Raw genomic sequence first — 16,363 nt, 5'->3', positions numbered from 1 at the left:
ACTCGTGGGTGTGCGGCCGGGGCGGGTGTCACGCGGCGGCGCTGCCCGCCAGCCAGTCGGCGTACTTGATCTCGCCGAGGGTCGCGGGGCCTACCGGCACGAGGTCGTGCTCGCGCATCTCGGCCCCGAAGTAGTGCGCATGCGGGTCGGTGACCACCTCGCGCGGGTCGCCCCAGGCCGCGAGGGCGCCGCGGAAGAACTCGTCCATGCGGAACCGCTCGGGGCCGGCGACCTCGGTCCGCCCGTTCAGCGGCGCGCCGGCCGCGGCCCTGCCGACCGCCTGGGCGACCTCGTCGCCCGCGATGGGCTGGAACAGCACCGGGGGCATCCGGACCGCACCGCCGTCGGCGGCCCCGTCGGCGATCCTGCGGGCGAACTCGAAGAACTGCGTCGCGTGCACGATCGAGAACGGGATCCCGGAGTCCTCGATCTGCTTCTCCTGGGCGAGCTTCGCCCGGAAGTAGCCGACGTCGGGCCGCCGCTCGGTGCCCACGACCGACAGCGCGACGTGGTGCCCTACCCCCGCCTCCTTCTCCGCGGCCAGCAGGTTGCCGGTGGATGTCCTGAAGAAGGACAGCACCGCGGCGTCCTCGAAGGACGGGGAGTTGGACACGTCGACCACCACCGACGCGCCGGTCAGTACCTCGGCGAGTCCTTCGCCGGTGAGCGTGTTGACACCGGTGTCGGGCGCGGCCGGCACCGCCTCGTGGCCGTGCTCGCCCAGCCTCGCCGCGACCTTCGACCCGATCAGGCCGGTACCACCGATGATCACGATCTTCATGCCGCCTCCTGGTGCTCGGGATCCCGGTTCCGCCCGGTCGGCAGCTAAGACAGGGCACCCGCCCGCCTTGTGACAGCTCGCGGGAGAAACCGGCGAAAGCGGCCGCGTGCGGCGTTCGCTGTCACAACCGGGTGCACCGGCCTGTCTTAGCCGCAGGACGGGTCTGTCCCGCCAGGACGGACCCACGGGAAGACGGGAGCGAACCTGTGCCGCCAGAAGGTGCCGGATGCCGGATCCGGGTCCGGATGACCGCGCGCGCCATCGACGAGCCGCACCGCGCCTCGAGCCAGCTCGAGCTGCTGTTCGACCTCACGTTCGTGGTGGCGGTGGCGGCCGTCACCGCCGAGTTCGCGCACGACATCGCCGAGGGGCGCGCCCTGGCCGGGCTCGTGCCTTTCCTCCAGGTCTTCTTCGCGGTGTGGTGGGCGTGGATGAACTTCACCTGGTTCGCCTCGTCGTACGACACCGACGACGTCCCCTACCGGCTGCTGACCATGGTGCAGATGGCCGGCGTCCTGGTCATCGCCGCGGGCGTGCCGGCCGCGGCCGACCACGCCGACTACCGCGCCGTCGCGGCCGGCTACCTGGTCATGCGGGCCGCCCTCGTCGGGCAGTGGCTGCGGGCCGGGGCCGAGGACCCGGCGGGCCGCCGCACCGCGCTGCGCTACGCCCTCGGCATCACCGTCGCGCAGGCGGGCTGGCTGCTCTGGCTCGCCGCCTCGGCGGCGGGCGCCGTCCCCTCGGCGGCCCAGGTGCCGTGCTTCGCCGGCCTCGCCCTCCTGGAGCTCGCGGTGCCGCGGTGGGCGGAGCGCGCCGCCCCCACCGCCTGGCACCCGCACCACATCGCCGAGCGCTACGGCCTGTTCACGATCATCCTCTTCGGGGAGAGCGTCCTCGCCGCGTCCAACGGCCTCGGCGGGGCGCTCGAAGAAAGCGAGATCGGCGGGCCGCTCGTCGTCATCGCGGTATCGGGCCTCGTCCTGCTGTTCTCCCTCTGGTGGCTCTACTTCCTCGCCCCCGCCGGGGACGCGCTCGACGACCGCCGGCACCTGTCCTACCTCTGGGGCTACGGCCACTACGGGATCTTCGCCGGCCTGGCGGCCCTCGGCGCCGGACTCGAGGTGGCCGTCGAGCAGACCGGGCACGGGATCCAGGCGTCGCCGCTCGCGATCTGCTACGCCGTGGCGCTCCCGACCGCGCTGTTCGTCCTGATGCTCTGGACCGTCCACAAGCCCCTTCTGGCCGACCCGGTCCTACGTCCCGCCGTGGTGCTGTGCGGGACCGCCGCCGTCCTGCTCCTGCCGCCGGCGGCGCCGCGGACCGGAACCGTCGCGGTCGTCGCGGCGATCGCCGCCGTCTGCGTCCTGATGACCGGCACCACCCTGGTCCTCATCCGGAGGGGGGCGTCGACCGGTCGCCGCGCCGACCGCGTCCGGCACCGCTCCCCGATCGGGTCTCCTCGCGAAGGAGCATGAAGAGGCCGGGGATCTGGCTCCAGCCCACCAGGTCCATGAGCTCGGCCAGATGGGGGGCGACCGATCGCAGGACCAGCCGCCGGTCCTGGAGTCCCAGCCGGCACGCTGCTGCGGCCAGGGCCCTGAGCCCGGCGACGTCGATGAAGTCGAGCTTCTCCACGTCCACCCAGACGTCGCCGGACCCGCGGGCCAGGACGCTGGACAGCGCGGTGGTGAAAGCGTCGAGTGTGGCCAAGTCGATCTCTCCGTCGACGACCAGGCGCGGCGGCTCGAAGGTGCCGTCCAGGCGCAGCAGCGCGCTGCGCACCCGCACCCCCTCGCTCGCGAAGCCCGGGCCGCTCCACGTCGGCAGGCGATCCCTGTGGCCGCTCATCCGGTCTGGCGAACGCTCGACGGTCTGGCCGGTCATCGTCGTCTCCATGGTCATGCTCGCTGTCGCTTTGCTGTTTGCACTTTTCTCACCGTCTCCTATCAGGCACCGATTCCGGCGCCCGCCGCCTCTGTTCGCAATGCCGACAGAGCGGCGTGAATTCTGACGAAAGCAAAGGCCGGCGCTCGCTTCCATAGTTGCGCGAAGTCCCACGGTGCCGCCCGTCACCTTCCGAAGCTAAGACAGATCGGCAGCGCGGTCTGTGACATCTTGAAGGGAAAGCCGAATGGTGGAACAGCCGCCGGCCCTGGATCGCTTCCTTGTCAAACTGGGTGTCACAGCCTGCACGGCAGCCCTGTCTTAAAGGGTGATGGGATTGGTCCGCGTCCACTCGCCAGGGAGGTAATTCCATGCCGGAGACCCCGTCGATTTCCGCCGAACAAAGGGCGTCGGCCGATGTATGCGCATTGGCGGCGCCCATGTCCGAGGGAGTGGATTTCCCTGCCGATCCGGAGAGCGGACGACGGCCCGCGACAACGGTCGAGGAGTCCCTCGATCCGGCTGCGGCGCAGGCGGCGGTCGCCCCGGAGCCGGCCGGCCGGGAGGCCGAGCGGCTGGCCGTGCTGGAGGAGCGGGACCGCATCGCCAGGGAATTGCACGACACCGTCGTCCGGCGGCTGCTGGCCACCACCATGATCCTGATGAGCGCGACCAAGGCCGCGCAGAGGGCGGATGTCGCGTCCCGGCTGCGGCGGGCGGCGGACGAGTTGGACGCCGCCGTCCGGCAGCTCCGCTCGGCGGTCTTCGACATGCGGCCCGCCCCCGAAGACGAGGGACTGCGCAGCCGGCTGCGAAGGGTGATCGACCACGCGGCCGCCGGTCTCGGTTCCGCGCCCTCGGTGCGGCTGGACGGCCTGCTGGACACCGCCGTGTCCGGCGGGACGGCCGAACACCTCCTGGCCGCCGCGTGCGAGGCGCTGGCCAACGTCGCCCTGCAGCCGCGGGTCACCTCGGTGCAGGTGACCGCCGAGCTCTGCGATCTCGGGGTGGCGCTGCGCGTGGAGGACGACGGAGCCGGCGTCCCCGACGGCAGGCGGCTCGGCGGCCTCGGCTCCCTGGCAGGCCGGGCGGCGGAGCTCGGCGGCTTCTTCCGAGCGCGCCCCCGCCCAGGAGGCGGAACGACCCTGCTGTGGTGCGTCCCTCCCGACGCCGCGGACGGCCGGAGCGAGAGCCGTTCCCCCCGGTCAGAGCCGGGTCACTGCTCCCAGAAGTAGCTGACCCGGACGCGCAGGTCGGCGCTCCATTCGATGTTCGCCCAGACCTGGACGCCCCCCTGGTACGGCCGGACGTTGTGGACGGTCATGCGGGCCGCTCCGATGAACGAGGCGTCGGCGTTGTCGACCTCCACGATGGAGGCGGTGACGCGCGTGTCGGGGGTGAACAGGTTCGAGGTGGCGTTGAGGATCACCTGGCCGTGCGCGACGAAGATGACGGTGGCGGAGAGAACGGCCGCGACGGAGCGCTCGGAGGGTGTCTCCATGCTCGAGTCGATCGTTTGCAGGTCCATATGCCCCTTTCTCTGCGGACGATATGGACAGGGTGCACCTGATCTATTACATAGCGTTATCTCCTGGGAGCCATAAGCGCCTTCCGAGGGACGAGACGTCCACCGGAAGGCGCCTTTCAGGTCCGCGCCGTCAGCGCAGGAGGGGGTGGCGGCGGATCACGGGGAGCCGTCCCCAGACCCGCCCGAGTCCGAGCGTGGTGCCGGCGTCGGCGAGCGCGGCGGCGACCAGCGTCGAGGCATAGATCCAGTGCATGTCCATGAAGGGGTTGGCGTCCGGCCACAGGGAGGCCGCCCACAGCATGGCGAGCAGCACGGTGCCGCCGATCGCGGCGAGCCGGAGGCAGATCCCGAGGAGGAGCGCGACGCCGAGGCCGCCGAGCCCGAACATGAAGAGGGCGTCGACCCAGACCTTCCCCGCCATCGCGTGGAAGACCTCCTTGAACGGGCCGTCGGCATGGCCGAGGAAGCCCTTGGACGGCGAGACGCCGGACAGCCAGCCCTTCTCGGCGGGCTTGCCGAGGCCGAGGAGCTTGTCGGCGAAGGCCCAGATGAAGATCCAGCCCAGGAAGAGCCGTCCGGCGGCGAGGGCGTAGCGGGCGGGATGCTCGGCGGTCGCGGCCGAAGGGGGCCGCACAGGGGTCTCAACGGACATGGGAGAGGTCCTTGGGGCGGGGGGTATTGATAGTTAAGTTTCCTATTAATTAGCTTCCGGAGTCAAGAGGCCGCCGGGGCCTCAGTCGGCCGCGTTCCATAGGTCCGGGCCGAACACCTCGTAGTGGATGCGCTCGTCCGAGACTCCGGCGGCGGCCAGTCCGCGCCGGATCTCCCGCATGAACGGGATCGGCCCGCACATGAAGACGCGCGCCTTGCGCGGAAGCGGGAGCACGGCGACGTCGATCCGGCCGGGCCGGATGCCCTCGCCCTCGGCCCCGCCGGTGTCCTCGTACCAGGTCAGCTGCTGGAAGTCGGCCATCCGGGCGCCCGCGTCGGCGATCTGCCGCCGCAGCGCGTGCGTGCGCGGGCTCCGGTCGGCGTGCACGGCGAGGACGCGGCGGCCCGGCTCCACGGCGGCCAGATGGTCGACCATCGCGGCGACGGGGGTGATGCCGATGCCGGCGCTGACCAGGACCAGCGGATCGCCGTCGGCCTCCATCACCACGTCCCCGAACGGCGGGGACACCTCCAGCACGTCCCCTGCCTCGACGTGCTCGAACAGGAACGTCGAGACGGCGCCGTCGGGCGCGGGGCCGTCGCCGCGGACCCGCCGCAGCGTGATCTGGACCGTGTCCCCCGCCGTCCGCGACAGCGTGTACTGGCGGGGCTGGCGCAACCCGTCCGGGAGCGTGACCGCGACGGAGACGTACTGGCCGGGCCGGTGCGCGGACACCGCGCCGCCGTCCGCGGGGGCGAGGACGAGCGAGACCGTGTCCTCCGCCTCGTCCCGCCGCTCCGTGACCCGCCACGGCCGGTACGGCGCGGCCGGATCGCATGCGGCCTCCTGGTACAGCCGGGCCTCCTCCGCGATGAGCAGCGTCGCGAACAGCCAGTACACCTCGGACCAGGCCGCGTGCACCTCCGGCGTCACCGCGTCGCCGAGCACCTTGGCGACCGCGTCCATCAGGTGGCGTCCCACGATGGTGTACTGCTCGGGACGGATGCCGAGCGAGGCGTGCTTGTGCGCGATGCGGGACAGGATCTGCTGGAACGGGATGGCCGACTCCTCGGCGACCAGGTGCTGGGCGAACGCGGCCACCGAGCCCGCCAGCGCCCGGCGCTGCTCGCCGTTGGCCTGGTTGCCCTGGTTGAACAGGTGCCGCAGCTCGGGGTGCGCGGCGAACATGGCGGAGTAGAACTCGCCGGTGATCGCGGTGCCGTTGGCGGCGACGGCGGGCAGCGTGGCCCGCACGGTCTCGGCGTGGTCGGAAGAGAGCATCAGAGACCTTCCTCTGCGGGGGACGCGGCGGCGGGCGCCGGCCGCGTCAGGGAGAGCGGGACCGGTTCGAGGGGATCGGTCGCCAACTCGCCCAGTCGCACCTGGTTCAGCGAAGCCAGGAAGGCCTCCTGCGCCGTCCGCAGCGCCCCGCGCAGGCGGCAGCCGCCGCGCAGGGGGCAGGGCGGACTGTCGCATTCGACCGCCTCCCCGGGACCTTCCAGCACTCGGACGATCTCACCGACCGGGGTTTCGGTCACCCCGTCGGCGAGGACGACGCCGCCGCCCCGGCCGCGGGTCGTCCTGACGAACCCGGCGCGCCGGAGCCGCTGCACGATCTTCGCCATGTGCTGCGGCGGGACGCGCAGGCGCTCGGCCAGCTCGGCGGCGGACCGCCGCTCGTTCCGCGCGGCCAGCAGCATCAGCACGCGCAGGCCCAGATCGGTCGACTGAGTCAGGTGCACGGCTTGATCGTAGTTGAATCGGAATTCCAGAGTCTGATTTAGGCGTGTGGGGATCACCACAGGGTTTTCCGTGGGCCGCTTCAGCTGGTCCGGCGTATTTCGGGCAGGTTTGGGGGGCAGATTCGGGCCCCCCGAGCCGGGTAGGGACCTCGCGAGAGTCACGGCGGGGGAAATCGTGAAACAGCATGAGCCTTCTCGGGATGGTCGTCGCGGTCGTGGCGGCCTGCCTCATCGGCCTGGGGTTCGTGGCGCAGCAGCACGCGGCGTTCCAGGAGCCGCTGGGGCGGATCCTGCATCCGCGCCTGCTGCTGGACCTGCTGCACAGCCGGCTGTGGTTGGGCGGGATCGGCCTGATGATCGCGGGCCAGCTCGTCTTCGCGTTCGCGCTGAACCTCGTCGGCGTCGCGCAGGCCACGCCGGTGCTCACCCTGAACCTCGTCTTCGCACTGATCGCCGCGCATGTGATCTACCGGGAGCCGCTCGGCGCCAGGACGCTGCTGGGGTCGCTGACGCTGACCGGCGGGGTCGCGCTGTTCCTGTTCATCGGGCGGCCGCACGGGGGCACGCCGCCCGGCGAGCTGTCCTTCCGCTGGGTGGGCGGGGCGGTCGTGCTGGGCCTCGCCATGGTGGTCGCGCTGGGCGGAGGCCACAAGGACCTCCGCGTGCGCGCGATGCTGCTCGCCTCGGCCGCCGGACTCCTCTACGGCCTCCAGGACACGCTGACCCGCAGCGTCGTGCTGCTGTTCGACAAGGGGGTCGGCGGCGCCTTCACGACGTGGCAGCCCTACGGCCTGGTGGGCATCGGCGCGCTCGCCCTGCTCTTCGCGCAGAGCGCCTTCGACGCCGCGCCGCTGCGCATCTCGCTGCCGGCCAGCACGGCGGCCGAGCCGCTGACCGGGATAGCGCTGGGAATCGTGGTCTTCGGCGAGAAGGTCCGGCTGTCCACGATTGACCTGGCCCTGGGGGCGCTGGGGCTGGCGGGCATGGTCGCGGGCATCGTCGTCCTCGGCCGGTCGCCGTATCTCGGGAAGCCGGAGGAGCTGGCATCGCGGGACGGGGGCGGACGCTCGTGATCGCCATCATTCTGAGCCTGCTGGCCGCCGCGTCCAACGCCCTGGCGTCGGTGCTCCAGCGCCGGGCCACCGTGGCCGCGCCGGAGGCAGACGCCTTCAAACCGTCCCTCATCCTCGACCTGCTGCGGCAGCCGCTGTGGCTCGGCGGGGTCGGCGCGCTCATCGCCGCGTTCCTCCTTCAGGCCGCCGCGCTGTCGATGGCGGGGCTGGCACTGGTCCAGCCGCTGCTGGCCGCCGAGCTGCCGTTCACCATGATCATCATCGCCTGGCTGCCGCCGCGCGGGCTGCGCCGGGTGCCGTGGGCGGGCGTCGCGGCACTCACCGCGGGCCTGGCCGGGTTCCTCGTCGCGGCGGCCCCCAGCGGAGGCAAGGGCGTTCCGGGCACCGGCGAGTGGATCGTCGCGACGGCCGCCACGGTCGGCTGCGCCGCCGTCCTGGTGACGGTGGCGTGGCCCATGCGCGGACCGTTCCGCGGGGTGCTGCTGGGCGTGACGACGTCCCTGGGCTTCGCGCTGACCGCCGCGTTCATGAGGACGGCCACCCGCGCCTTCTCCGACGGCGTCGTCGCCGTCGTGACCTCCTGGGAGCTCTACGCGATGGCCGCGGCGGGGGTCACCAGCCTGTTCCTGCTCCAGAACGCGCTGCAGAGCGGCACCCTGGTGGCCGTGCAGCCCGCCCTGACGGTCACCGACCCCGTCGCCAGCATCCTGCTGGGCGTCGGCCTCTTCGGCGAGCACCTCCGGACCGGCGGGTGGATCGCCATGGAGGCCGTGGGCATCGTGCTGGTCGCGCTCGGCAGCGTGCTCATCACCCGCTCCCCCCTGCTGCACGGAGAGCGCGCCGTCACCCCAGCGCGGCGCGGATGACGTGCTCGGCCCGGACGGCGTCGAACAGCGTCCCCACCCGCTGCGCCCAGGCCTTGCGCACCTGCTCGCTCCCCAGGAGGTCCAACGTCTCGACGAGTCCGGCGGGCGACCGCGCGAACGCGCTCAGCCCCGCCCGTGCCATCGCCTCGGCGCCGTCGCGGCCGTGGCCGGGGATGGGCCGGTAGGAGACCACCGGCAGCCCGCACGCGAACGCCTCCCGGCACGTCTGGCCCGCCGCGTTGTCGACCAGCGCGTACGCGCCCGCCATCAGCCCTGGCATGTCGTCCCGCCAGCCGAGGGCGTACCCGATCCCGCCCTCCCGGATCCGGGCGCGCAGCCGCCCGTTCCGTCCGCACAGCACGACCGGCAGGTACCGGCCGGACGCCGCGAGCCCGCGGGCCGTCTCGGTCACCCGGCCGACGCCCCAGGCCCCCGCCGAGACCAGCACGACCCGTTCCCCTGGCCGCGCGCCGGCCTCGGCCCGGAGCCGTCCGCCGTCGTGCGCGCGCAGGAACCCCGGCCGCACCACGGGCGCGACCCGCTCGGCCGGACGCCCCGTCCGCTCCGCCACCGAGCGCGCCGAGGCCTCGTCCGGGCACAGGTAGCGGTCGTTGCCCGGGTGCAGCCACATCCGGTGGGCGGCGAAGTCGGTCACCAGGACGAGCGACGGCGCGTCCAGCCGCCCCCTCAGGCGCATCAGCCCCGCGACCTGCGCCGCGACATGGAAAGTCGACACCACGGCGTCCGGGGGCGGTCCCGGCAGCCGCCGCTCGAGCCCCCTGGCGATCAGCGCCGTCAGCGGCGACGCGGGCGGCGGGCGCGGCGACACGAAGAACGCCTGGTAGACCCCCTCGTACAGCCACGGCGCCCCGCGGAGCATCGCCTCGTACATCCTCCTCAGCCCGTGCCCGAGCCGCAGGGGAACGAGCTCCAGCACGTCGAGGACGCACACCTCCACGCCCCGCCGCGCGACCCGGCGCGCCAGCTCCCCCGCGACGGCGTCGTGGCCCGCGCCCATGGCCGCCGTGAGAATGAGGAGTCGTTTGCCCATGCGATTCGATCCCCCTGTGAGACTGGTCCCATGTCGCACCTGACCAGGGGACTCGCCGCGGCCCTCCTGGCGCACGCCCTGCCCGCCGCGACCTGGCTTCCTCCGGTCCGCCGCCTGACGCCCCGCCTCGCCGGCCGCGGCGGCGCCCGCCATGTCGCGCTCACCCTCGACGACGGGCCCGATGCCCGCTCCACGCCCCTCTTCCTGGACGAGCTGGCCCGTCTCGGCTGCAACGCGACCTTCTTCGTCCTCGGCACGATGCTCCAGCGCAGCCCTGCCCTCGGGCGGCGCATCGTCGCCGAGGGACACGAGATCGCCGTCCACGGATGGCACCACGACAACCCCCTCGGGACCCGCCCCGGCCGTGTCGCCGCAGAGATTCACCGCACCGTCCGCCTCATCGAGGACGTCTGCGGCGTCTCCCCCGCCTGGTACCGCCCCCCGTACGGCGCCCTCAGTGCCGAGGCTCTCGTCGCAGCCCGCCGCGCCGGACTCCGGCCCGTCCTGTGGACGGCTTGGGGCAAGGACTGGACGGCCTCCGCGACGCCCCGTTCCGTGCTCGCCGCTCTCTCGCCGGGCCTGGTCGGCGGCGCGACGCTCCTGCTGCACGACAGCGACGCCACCTCGGCGCCGGGCGCCTGGAGAGCGTCCCTCGGCGCCCTCCCGGACGTGGTGGCGACCTGTCGCGCCACCGGCCTGGCCGTCGGCCCGCTGCGCGATCACGAGGTCCACTCGTCAGGGGCGTCACCTGATCACTCTTAACCAACCGGCGTCGCTCCATGCCGCCGACACTCCGATCGTCCCAGTTCAGGGGCGGTGCGGCCGGAACCCCGGGCGGTCCGGCGCCGACGATGCGGCACCGGACCGGCGACATGCCTCACTGCCGCGCTGAAGCGGCCTCAGGGGAAGGCGCACGGACAAGGGTCTCCTTCGGACGGGCCAGGGGGCCGCGCGGAAGGAGCGTGCCGCAGACGACGGCGCCGACCGCGAAGATGCCGGCACACCACCAGAACACCGTGGTGTAGCCGTGGATCGCCGCGAGCTGGAGCACCTGCGGCGTCGGCCGTCCGTGCAGATGGTCGGCCAGGTAGCCGGTGGTGGCGCTCGCCGCGACGGAGTTGAGCAGCGCGGTGCCGATCGAGCCGCCGAGCTGCTGCCCGGTGTTGATGCTCGCCGAGGCCACCCCCCGCGTCGCGCGGCGCCACGCCGAAGGTCCCGCTGGCGGCCGCCATGCCGAAGATCAGGCCCATCCCGGCGCCGATCACCATGAGCGGGCCGAGCAGCGCGGACGCGTAGCCCGAGTCCGCGCCGATCCTCGTCAGCCAGACCATTCCGGCCGCGCTGAGGAGCATGCCGGCGACGACCATCGGCCTGGGGCCGAACCGCGGCATCAGCCTGGTGTTCCCCAGGGCGGCCGAGGTGCCGCTGAGAAGCACCATGGGCAGCATGGCCAGGCCCGACCTGACGGCCGAGAACCCCAGGGAGACCTGCATGTAGTAGACCAGGAACAGGAAGACGCCGAACGTCGCCGCCCCGCTGATCAGGATGGTGAGGTAGGCGCCGGCGCGGACGCGGTCGAGCACGATGCGGGGCGGCAGCAAGGGGTGCGCGCTGCGCCCCTGCCAACCGGCGAACACGCCCAGCAGCGCCGCGCCGGCCACGAGGAACCCCCAGGTCGAGGGCGTGCGCCAGCCGTGCGACGCCGCGTTGGAGAGCCCGTAGACCAGGCAGAGCATCCCGCCGGACACCGCCGCCACGCCCGGGACGTCCAGCCGGCCGCCCGGCGTCCGCTCCTGCCTGCCCACCAGCAGCACGCCCCCGATGATCGCGACCGCGGCGAACACCAGGTTGACGTACATGCACCACCGCCAGGACAGGTAGGAGGTCAGCGCGCCGCCGAGCAGCAGCCCGAGGCCCCCGCCCGCGGCCGCGACCGCGCCGTAGACGCCGAACGCCCGCGCCCGCTCCTTCGGGTCCCTGAACGTCGTGGCCAGCAGCGACAGGGCGGACGGGGCCAGCAGGGCCCCGAAGACCCCCTGGCAGGCCCGCGCCGCCACCAGCATCGAGAAGTCCGCCGCCGCGCCGCCGGCGGCGGAGGCGGCCGCGAAGCCGACGAGCCCGGTGAGGAAGGTCGCCTTGCGTCCGACCAGGTCGGCCAGCCGCCCGCAGAACAGCAGCAGGCTCCCGAACGACAGCGCGTACGCCGTCACCACCCACTGCCTGTCGGCGGCCGAGAAGTCCAGCGCGCGCTGCGCCGACGGCAGCGCGAGGTTCATCACGGTCAGGTCGAGGACGACCATGAGCTGCGCCACGGCGATGACGGCGAGGATCGGCCACCGCCTCGGATCCCGGGCCGCCGGCTCGTCCGCGGCCCCGGCCGCCGGGGCCGCACTGCGTGTTGCCACAATCATCTCCTTGTCACGTCGACCGGCTCGAGGGTCGCCACGCCGGGTGACGACGTCGCCGGCTCCCCGCCGCCGCGACGGCGGGTCCGTCTCAGAAGCCCGACGACACGACCTCCCGAAATGTCAGGCGGCCTGACGATTCGGGGCGATATCTCGTCGGAGTGGTGAGGGCACATCCGACCCAGGGAGCCACCGGACCATGACCGAGCACGCGGAAGCACGACACGACCACCCCGACGCGGGCCTGAGCGCGATCATCAGCGAGCGGCGCCGGTTGACCGGTCTGGCCTACCGGCTCCTCGGCTCCCTGGCCGACGCCGAGGACGTCGTGCAGGAGACCTACGCCCGCTGGTACGCCCTGTCCCCCGCCCGGCAGGAGGCCATCGCCTCCCCCGGCGCCTGGCTGTCGAAGGTCGCGAGCCGCATCTGCCTGGACGTGCTCGGCTCGGCGCGCGCGAGGCGGGAGCGCTACGTGGGCGAGTGGATCCCCGAGCCGGTGCCCGAAGCGGGGCACTGGATCAGCGGCCGGCCGGGCGCGGCCCCGCCCGATCCGGCCGACCGGGTCACCCTCGACGAGTCGGTCAGCATGGCCTTCCTCGTCGTACTCGAATCGATGACCCCGGCCGAGCGCGTCGCGCTCGTCCTGCACGACGTGTTCCGCTACCCCTTCGCCGAGATCGCCGAGATCACCGGCCGCACCCCGGCCGCGTGCCGCGAACTGGCCTCCTCGGCCCGCCGCCGCATACGCGCCTCCGGGCCGCCCGCGACCCCGGCGGCCCGCCGCGCCACCGTCGTGCGGGGCTTCCGGCAGGCGATGGAGGCCGGCGACGTCGACGCCCTCATCGGCCTCCTCGACCCGGCCGCCGTCCTCACCGCCGACGGCGGCGGCGTGGTCAAGACCGCGCTCCGCCCGCTCGAGGGCGGCGAGCTGATCGCGCACCGGTGCGTCGAGATCGCCCGCCGGGTGCCCGGCGTGACGCTCCTGGAGCGCACCGTCAACGGCCAGCCCGGCCTGATCGCCCAGCAGCACGGCCGCACCGTGACCGTCTACGCCTTCGACATCGCCGACGACCGCATCACCCGCATCTGGGCAATACGAAACCCCAACAAACTCCGCCCCTGGACCGCCCTTTGAGCCGTGCCCGCCCCGGTCGGGGCCTGATCACTCCTCTCCGTCAGGACGTCTACCAGCGCTCCTTTACCAGACATTCCCTCGGTCAATATGCTTGCGCCCCCGGTGTCGAGGCGGGTCGTCCCGGGGCACTGGCGAAGGAAGAAGGCATGGCCGAGCCGGAGGGCACGTTCAGCAACGAGCGGATCAAGCATCTGGAGTTCATCCAGGCCGTTGTGACCCGGCTGGGAAACGGGTCGTTCCTCATCAAGGGATGGACGCTGACGGTCGTCTCCGCATTCCTCGGAGTTTCCATCAGCACGCTGAAATGGCAGGTGGCGCTGACCGCTCTCGTCCCGGCCGCCGGCTTCTGGCTCCTCGACTCCTACTTCCTCCGCCAGGAACGCCTGTTCCGCAGGCTTTACGACGACGTCCGCGACCCCGGCGCCCCTGTCGAGCCGTTCTCGATGGACACGACGCCCTACATCGGGGACACGGGGTGGCGACCCGTTCTGACGTCCAGGACCATCCTCGGGTTCTACGGGGTCCTGGCGCTCGTCTCAGTGATCGTTTCCCTCGTCACGCTGGGGCGGTGACCACCGTTCCAGGGGTCGCTCCGCGTCTCTGGCCCGCGTGCGGCGCGGGTCACGCCTCGTCGCCTGACTCCAGCCGCTCCAGTTCCTCCTTGAAGCGCTTGACGAGCCGCTTCTCGAGCGGCCGCGAGTCGGCGTAGGGGATGTAGGTCCAGCCCCTCACATCGACATGCGCCTTGCTTCCCTCCTTGAGGAGGGTGACCACCGTCTTCCCCTTCCCCCGGGCGTAGCCGAGCTCGAAGTAGACGTTGGGCCTCTCCATGGTCAGGTCGGCGACGACGAACAGCGCCTTGTCGATCTTTTCGAGGATCCGCTCGCTGATGACGTAGTCGGCGTCGTCGTCGCTGATCGGCCTGGCCGACAGCCCCGCCTTCTTCGCCGCGCGCTTGATCGCCTCGATCGTCGGCTTCATGGCCTCGTCGAAACTGATCACGATGAAGACGTCGCGGTTGGGCGGTGCCCCGGCGCCGGGGACGGGGTCCGGCTCCCGGCCGGGCGCGCCCGAGGCGGCCACCGCGGCCGGCCGCGGGTCGGCGGACCGGGCGGCCGCGCGGATGGACCTGACGAGTTCGTCCATCCCGTGCTCCTCGTCCGCGCCGAGCGTGATGGTGCCCGTCGCCCGGAGCGCAGGGGCCAGGTCGGCGTGCTCCGCGCCGTCGATGAGCACGGGGATGACCCTCCGGTTGCTGCCCATCGCCGCCGTCCAGCTGGAGTGCACCTCCGCCGAGGTGCTGCCGGCCGGCGAGAGGAGGACCACCACCGCGTCGGCCAGCCGGAGCTGCTCGTCCGTGGGCGGCGGCCATCCCTCGTCCGCGCCGCGGCCCGTCGGCCAGACCTTGATGCCGCGGGCCCGCAGCCTGGAGGCGACGCGCCCCGCGGTCGCGAGGTCTCCCGCGGAGCAGACGATGAGCGCGTTCAGGACGGCCGCCTCCCTGACTCACGAATACGGGCGATGTTGATCGGATAATTCGGCACGCGCATATCGGCGGTGTTTCCCGTCCATGTTATGTGGATTCTGCGACTCGCACCGAGCGGCAGGGGCGTTGTGTCCGGGTGTGGCCGCCGCTCACGAAGGCGCGGAAGGGAGAATCCCGACCGCCCCTCTATGCCGGATGACGCACTGCCCACCGGCACCGGTGGGGACAATAACCGTGGGATGTGAAACGGCGGGAGGCGGCATGAGTGTCCTGCAGCGGCTCTCCATAGACGAACATTTGTTCGATGTCATGGCTTCGGGAGTACCCGACGACGAAGTCACGGCTTTCGTCGTCAAGGCGTCCTACGGCATCAATGTGATGCTGCTCCGAAAGATCGCCGGGCATCCGAACGCCTCGGCCGCCTTCGCGGACCTCGCGGAAATGTACGCCCGCGACGCCGCAGCGGTCCGCGAAATCCTCCGCTATCCGGCGGTGGGCGCGTGGGCGCGGGCGGCCGTGGGGCTGGCCGGAGGTCCCGACTCCCCCGCGGCGCCCGACGCCCTCCACGCCGTCGCCGTCGCCGCGGCGATCCGGACCGGAACAGACCACCGCGCACGCCTGCGCGCCAGGTGCGGCCTGGTCATGATCCCTTCCGTGGGCATGGCCAGGGTGGAGGGCGACTGGTGCACGGCGGTCGTCCGCGGTTCGCGCTGCGAGATAGCGGGCGTCCCGGTGCCGAGCGACCCCAGCATGGACGGGAGGGCGTGGTGGGGGCTCCGCCGGATCCGCCCCTTTCCGGGCGGTCTGTGCCTCCTGGTGGACGATCTGGACCCGTATCGCTTCCCCGAGCAGGCAGGGGGACGCCTCGATCCGCAAGCCGCGGCGGCCTGGACGGGGACCATCGGCCGGGCATGGACGATCCTCGCCCGCGACCACTCCGGGCACGCCGCCGAGACGCGGCACATCATGACCGTGCTCACTCCCCTGGCCGCACGCAGGAACGCGACGTCACGGACGGCCTTCGGAGCGCTCGCCGCCGGCCCGCCGGCGAGCCCCCTGCACCTCGCCGAGACGCTGGTGCACGAGACCCAGCACGCGAAGCTCGCCGTCCTGCTGGACCTGGTGGAACTCGTGCGGGACGACGCGCACCGCCTCTACCGCACCCGCTGGAGAAGCGATCCGCGGCCTCTGGGCGGCCTCCTCCAGGGCGCCTACGCCCACCTCGGGGTCGCCGGGTTCTGGCGGCGCCGCTTCGAGGTCACGGGCTGCGCGAGTGCGCGGGTCCGCGCGCAGCGGGTGGCGTCGGCGGTGGCCGAGACCGCCGGGGTCCTCCAGGCCAGCGGGGCGCTGACCGCGCTCGGGCACCGCTTCGTCGGCGGCGTCGCCGCCGCCGCGGCCGAGATCAGGTGGGTCACAGCGGGACAGGATCGAAGTCATACTCGATGCGCCGGCCCAACCCCATCGACCGCACCCACGGGCTGTCCCTGCCGACACGCTCGCTGAGCCGCTCGCCGACCTCGCCGACCTCGCCCGCCTCGCCCGCCTCGCCCGCCTCCGCGCCGTCGGCCGAGGCCGCCGCCTCGTCGAGCGCGAGATTGATCTGCGCGACGGCCCGCATCGGATGGTCGGCGCCGAGCTGGCCGGTGATGAGCGTGCACGTCCGGCCGCCGAGGTCGGCCGCCGCGGCCGGCCGGCCGGCCGCGGCGAGGGGCCCGGCCGGTACGAGGGCCCAGAACAACGGGAGGGGGTGCGGCACGCCC

General features: G+C 72.7%; 17 protein-coding genes and 1 pseudogene. 8 read left to right on the top strand and 10 right to left on the bottom strand.

The features are described from left to right. Positions 1-28: 28 nt before the first annotated feature. Positions 29-781 carry an SDR family oxidoreductase gene (locus tag ABWI07_RS32780; RefSeq protein WP_149264580.1) on the bottom strand — a complete coding sequence of 251 codons (753 nt, stop codon included), beginning with the start codon at positions 779-781 and terminating at the stop codon, positions 29-31. A gap of 245 nt (positions 782-1,026) precedes the next feature. On the opposite strand from ABWI07_RS32780, the gene ABWI07_RS32775 reads away from it, so the two are divergent. After that, positions 1,027-2,256, top strand: coding sequence for a low temperature requirement protein A (locus ABWI07_RS32775; protein ID WP_149264579.1), 1,230 nt, complete (start codon positions 1,027-1,029; stop codon positions 2,254-2,256). Here the strand turns inward: ABWI07_RS32775 and ABWI07_RS32770 are convergent. After that, positions 2,171-2,665 (bottom strand): STAS domain-containing protein, encoded by a 495-nt coding sequence (locus ABWI07_RS32770; RefSeq protein WP_353820940.1) that lies wholly within the window; start codon positions 2,663-2,665, stop codon positions 2,171-2,173. The two genes, ABWI07_RS32775 and ABWI07_RS32770, sit on opposite strands and share 86 nt — an antisense overlap. 440 nt (positions 2,666-3,105) lie before the next feature. On the opposite strand from ABWI07_RS32770, the gene ABWI07_RS32765 reads away from it, so the two are divergent. After that, entirely contained in the window at positions 3,106-3,900 is a 795-nt protein-coding gene (locus ABWI07_RS32765; protein WP_353820939.1) for a sensor histidine kinase, read from the top strand. On the opposite strand, the gene ABWI07_RS32760 is transcribed toward ABWI07_RS32765, so the two are convergent. From ABWI07_RS32760 to ABWI07_RS32745, 4 genes are all read right to left on the bottom strand, one after another. Further along, the gene (locus ABWI07_RS32760) at positions 3,882-4,166 is read right to left on the bottom strand and encodes a hypothetical protein (protein WP_353820938.1); all 285 of its coding nucleotides are present in this window, start codon (positions 4,164-4,166) and stop codon (positions 3,882-3,884) included. The genes ABWI07_RS32765 and ABWI07_RS32760 overlap by 19 nt on opposite strands. A 157-nt stretch (positions 4,167-4,323) precedes the next feature. Next, a complete protein-coding gene (locus ABWI07_RS32755; RefSeq protein ID WP_149264575.1) occupies positions 4,324-4,845 on the bottom strand; it encodes a DoxX family membrane protein in 522 nt (173 codons plus the stop codon). An 81-nt stretch (positions 4,846-4,926) separates the two neighbouring features. Beyond that, positions 4,927-6,126, bottom strand: a complete 1,200-nt coding sequence (locus tag ABWI07_RS32750) for a globin domain-containing protein (RefSeq protein ID WP_353820937.1) — start codon at positions 6,124-6,126, stop codon at positions 4,927-4,929. Then, positions 6,126-6,587 carry an RrF2 family transcriptional regulator gene (locus ABWI07_RS32745; protein ID WP_353820936.1) on the bottom strand — a complete coding sequence of 154 codons (462 nt, stop codon included), beginning with the start codon at positions 6,585-6,587 and terminating at the stop codon, positions 6,126-6,128. The genes ABWI07_RS32750 and ABWI07_RS32745 overlap by 1 nt, the downstream gene beginning before the upstream one ends. A 185-nt stretch (positions 6,588-6,772) precedes the next feature. Here ABWI07_RS32745 and ABWI07_RS32740 point away from each other — a divergent pair, with 185 nt between their 5' ends. Next, positions 6,773-7,660, top strand: coding sequence for a DMT family transporter (locus ABWI07_RS32740; protein WP_353820935.1), 888 nt, complete (start codon positions 6,773-6,775; stop codon positions 7,658-7,660). Further along, positions 7,657-8,526 (top strand): DMT family transporter, encoded by an 870-nt coding sequence (locus ABWI07_RS32735; protein ID WP_353820934.1) that lies wholly within the window; start codon positions 7,657-7,659, stop codon positions 8,524-8,526. Before ABWI07_RS32740 ends, ABWI07_RS32735 begins: the two co-directional genes overlap by 4 nt. Here the strand turns inward: ABWI07_RS32735 and ABWI07_RS32730 are convergent. Next, the gene (locus tag ABWI07_RS32730; RefSeq protein WP_353820933.1) at positions 8,504-9,577 is read right to left on the bottom strand and encodes an MGDG synthase family glycosyltransferase; all 1,074 of its coding nucleotides are present in this window, start codon (positions 9,575-9,577) and stop codon (positions 8,504-8,506) included. The two genes, ABWI07_RS32735 and ABWI07_RS32730, sit on opposite strands and share 23 nt — an antisense overlap. A gap of 30 nt (positions 9,578-9,607) precedes the next feature. Between ABWI07_RS32730 and ABWI07_RS32725 the strand changes: the two genes are divergently transcribed. Further along, complete coding sequence (locus ABWI07_RS32725; protein WP_353820932.1) at positions 9,608-10,339, top strand: polysaccharide deacetylase family protein; 732 nt, start codon at positions 9,608-9,610, stop codon at positions 10,337-10,339. A gap of 137 nt (positions 10,340-10,476) precedes the next feature. Here ABWI07_RS32725 and ABWI07_RS32720 read toward each other — a convergent pair whose 3' ends face one another. Continuing rightward, a complete protein-coding gene (locus tag ABWI07_RS32720) occupies positions 10,477-11,982 on the bottom strand; it encodes an MFS transporter (protein ID WP_353820931.1) in 1,506 nt (501 codons plus the stop codon). 199 nt (positions 11,983-12,181) lie between these two features. Between ABWI07_RS32720 and sigJ the strand changes: the two genes are divergently transcribed. Together sigJ and ABWI07_RS32710 are read left to right on the top strand one after the other, a co-directional pair. Further along, a complete protein-coding gene (gene sigJ / locus ABWI07_RS32715) occupies positions 12,182-13,117 on the top strand; it encodes an RNA polymerase sigma factor SigJ (RefSeq protein WP_353820930.1) in 936 nt (311 codons plus the stop codon). Between the two features lie 146 nt (positions 13,118-13,263). Beyond that, the gene (locus ABWI07_RS32710) at positions 13,264-13,689 is read left to right on the top strand and encodes a hypothetical protein (RefSeq protein WP_149264567.1); all 426 of its coding nucleotides are present in this window, start codon (positions 13,264-13,266) and stop codon (positions 13,687-13,689) included. A gap of 49 nt (positions 13,690-13,738) precedes the next feature. Here the strand turns inward: ABWI07_RS32710 and ABWI07_RS32705 are convergent, their stop codons facing one another. Beyond that, entirely contained in the window at positions 13,739-14,542 is an 804-nt protein-coding gene (locus ABWI07_RS32705) for a TIR domain-containing protein (protein WP_353820991.1), read from the bottom strand. Positions 14,543-14,912: 370 nt separating this feature from the next. Between ABWI07_RS32705 and ABWI07_RS32700 the strand changes: the two genes are divergently transcribed. Then, entirely contained in the window at positions 14,913-16,106 is a 1,194-nt protein-coding gene (locus ABWI07_RS32700; protein ID WP_160161217.1) for an aKG-HExxH-type peptide beta-hydroxylase, read from the top strand. Here the strand turns inward: ABWI07_RS32700 and ABWI07_RS32695 are convergent. After that, positions 16,015-16,363: pseudogene (locus tag ABWI07_RS32695) on the bottom strand (hypothetical protein); the annotation flags it as partial. The gene ABWI07_RS32700 and the pseudogene ABWI07_RS32695 sit on opposite strands and share 92 nt — an antisense overlap.

Source organism: Actinomadura sp. NPDC000600 (genome assembly GCF_040492135.1).
GTDB lineage: Bacteria > Actinomycetota > Actinomycetes > Streptosporangiales > Streptosporangiaceae > Spirillospora.
This window is presented reverse-complemented; position numbering and strand designations above follow the sequence as displayed.

Bases quoted from the DNA above. Each gene is read 5' to 3' on its own strand.
- ABWI07_RS32780 (WP_149264580.1), bottom strand. From the start codon at position 781: ATGAAGATCGTGATCATCGGTGGTACCGGCCTGATCGGGTCGAAGGTC.
- ABWI07_RS32775 (WP_149264579.1), top strand. From the start codon at position 1,027: ATGACCGCGCGCGCCATCGACGAGCCGCACCGCGCCTCGAGCCAGCTC.
- ABWI07_RS32770 (WP_353820940.1), bottom strand. From the start codon at position 2,665: ATGACCGGCCAGACCGTCGAGCGTTCGCCAGACCGGATGAGCGGCCAC.
- ABWI07_RS32765 (WP_353820939.1), top strand. From the start codon at position 3,106: ATGTCCGAGGGAGTGGATTTCCCTGCCGATCCGGAGAGCGGACGACGG.
- ABWI07_RS32760 (WP_353820938.1), bottom strand. From the start codon at position 4,166: ATGGAGACACCCTCCGAGCGCTCCGTCGCGGCCGTTCTCTCCGCCACC.
- ABWI07_RS32755 (WP_149264575.1), bottom strand. From the start codon at position 4,845: ATGTCCGTTGAGACCCCTGTGCGGCCCCCTTCGGCCGCGACCGCCGAG.
- ABWI07_RS32750 (WP_353820937.1), bottom strand. From the start codon at position 6,126: ATGCTCTCTTCCGACCACGCCGAGACCGTGCGGGCCACGCTGCCCGCC.
- ABWI07_RS32740 (WP_353820935.1), top strand. From the start codon at position 6,773: ATGAGCCTTCTCGGGATGGTCGTCGCGGTCGTGGCGGCCTGCCTCATC.
- ABWI07_RS32730 (WP_353820933.1), bottom strand. From the start codon at position 9,577: ATGGGCAAACGACTCCTCATTCTCACGGCGGCCATGGGCGCGGGCCAC.
- ABWI07_RS32725 (WP_353820932.1), top strand. From the start codon at position 9,608: ATGTCGCACCTGACCAGGGGACTCGCCGCGGCCCTCCTGGCGCACGCC.
- sigJ (WP_353820930.1), top strand. From the start codon at position 12,182: ATGACCGAGCACGCGGAAGCACGACACGACCACCCCGACGCGGGCCTG.
- ABWI07_RS32710 (WP_149264567.1), top strand. From the start codon at position 13,264: ATGGCCGAGCCGGAGGGCACGTTCAGCAACGAGCGGATCAAGCATCTG.
- ABWI07_RS32700 (WP_160161217.1), top strand. From the start codon at position 14,913: ATGGCTTCGGGAGTACCCGACGACGAAGTCACGGCTTTCGTCGTCAAG.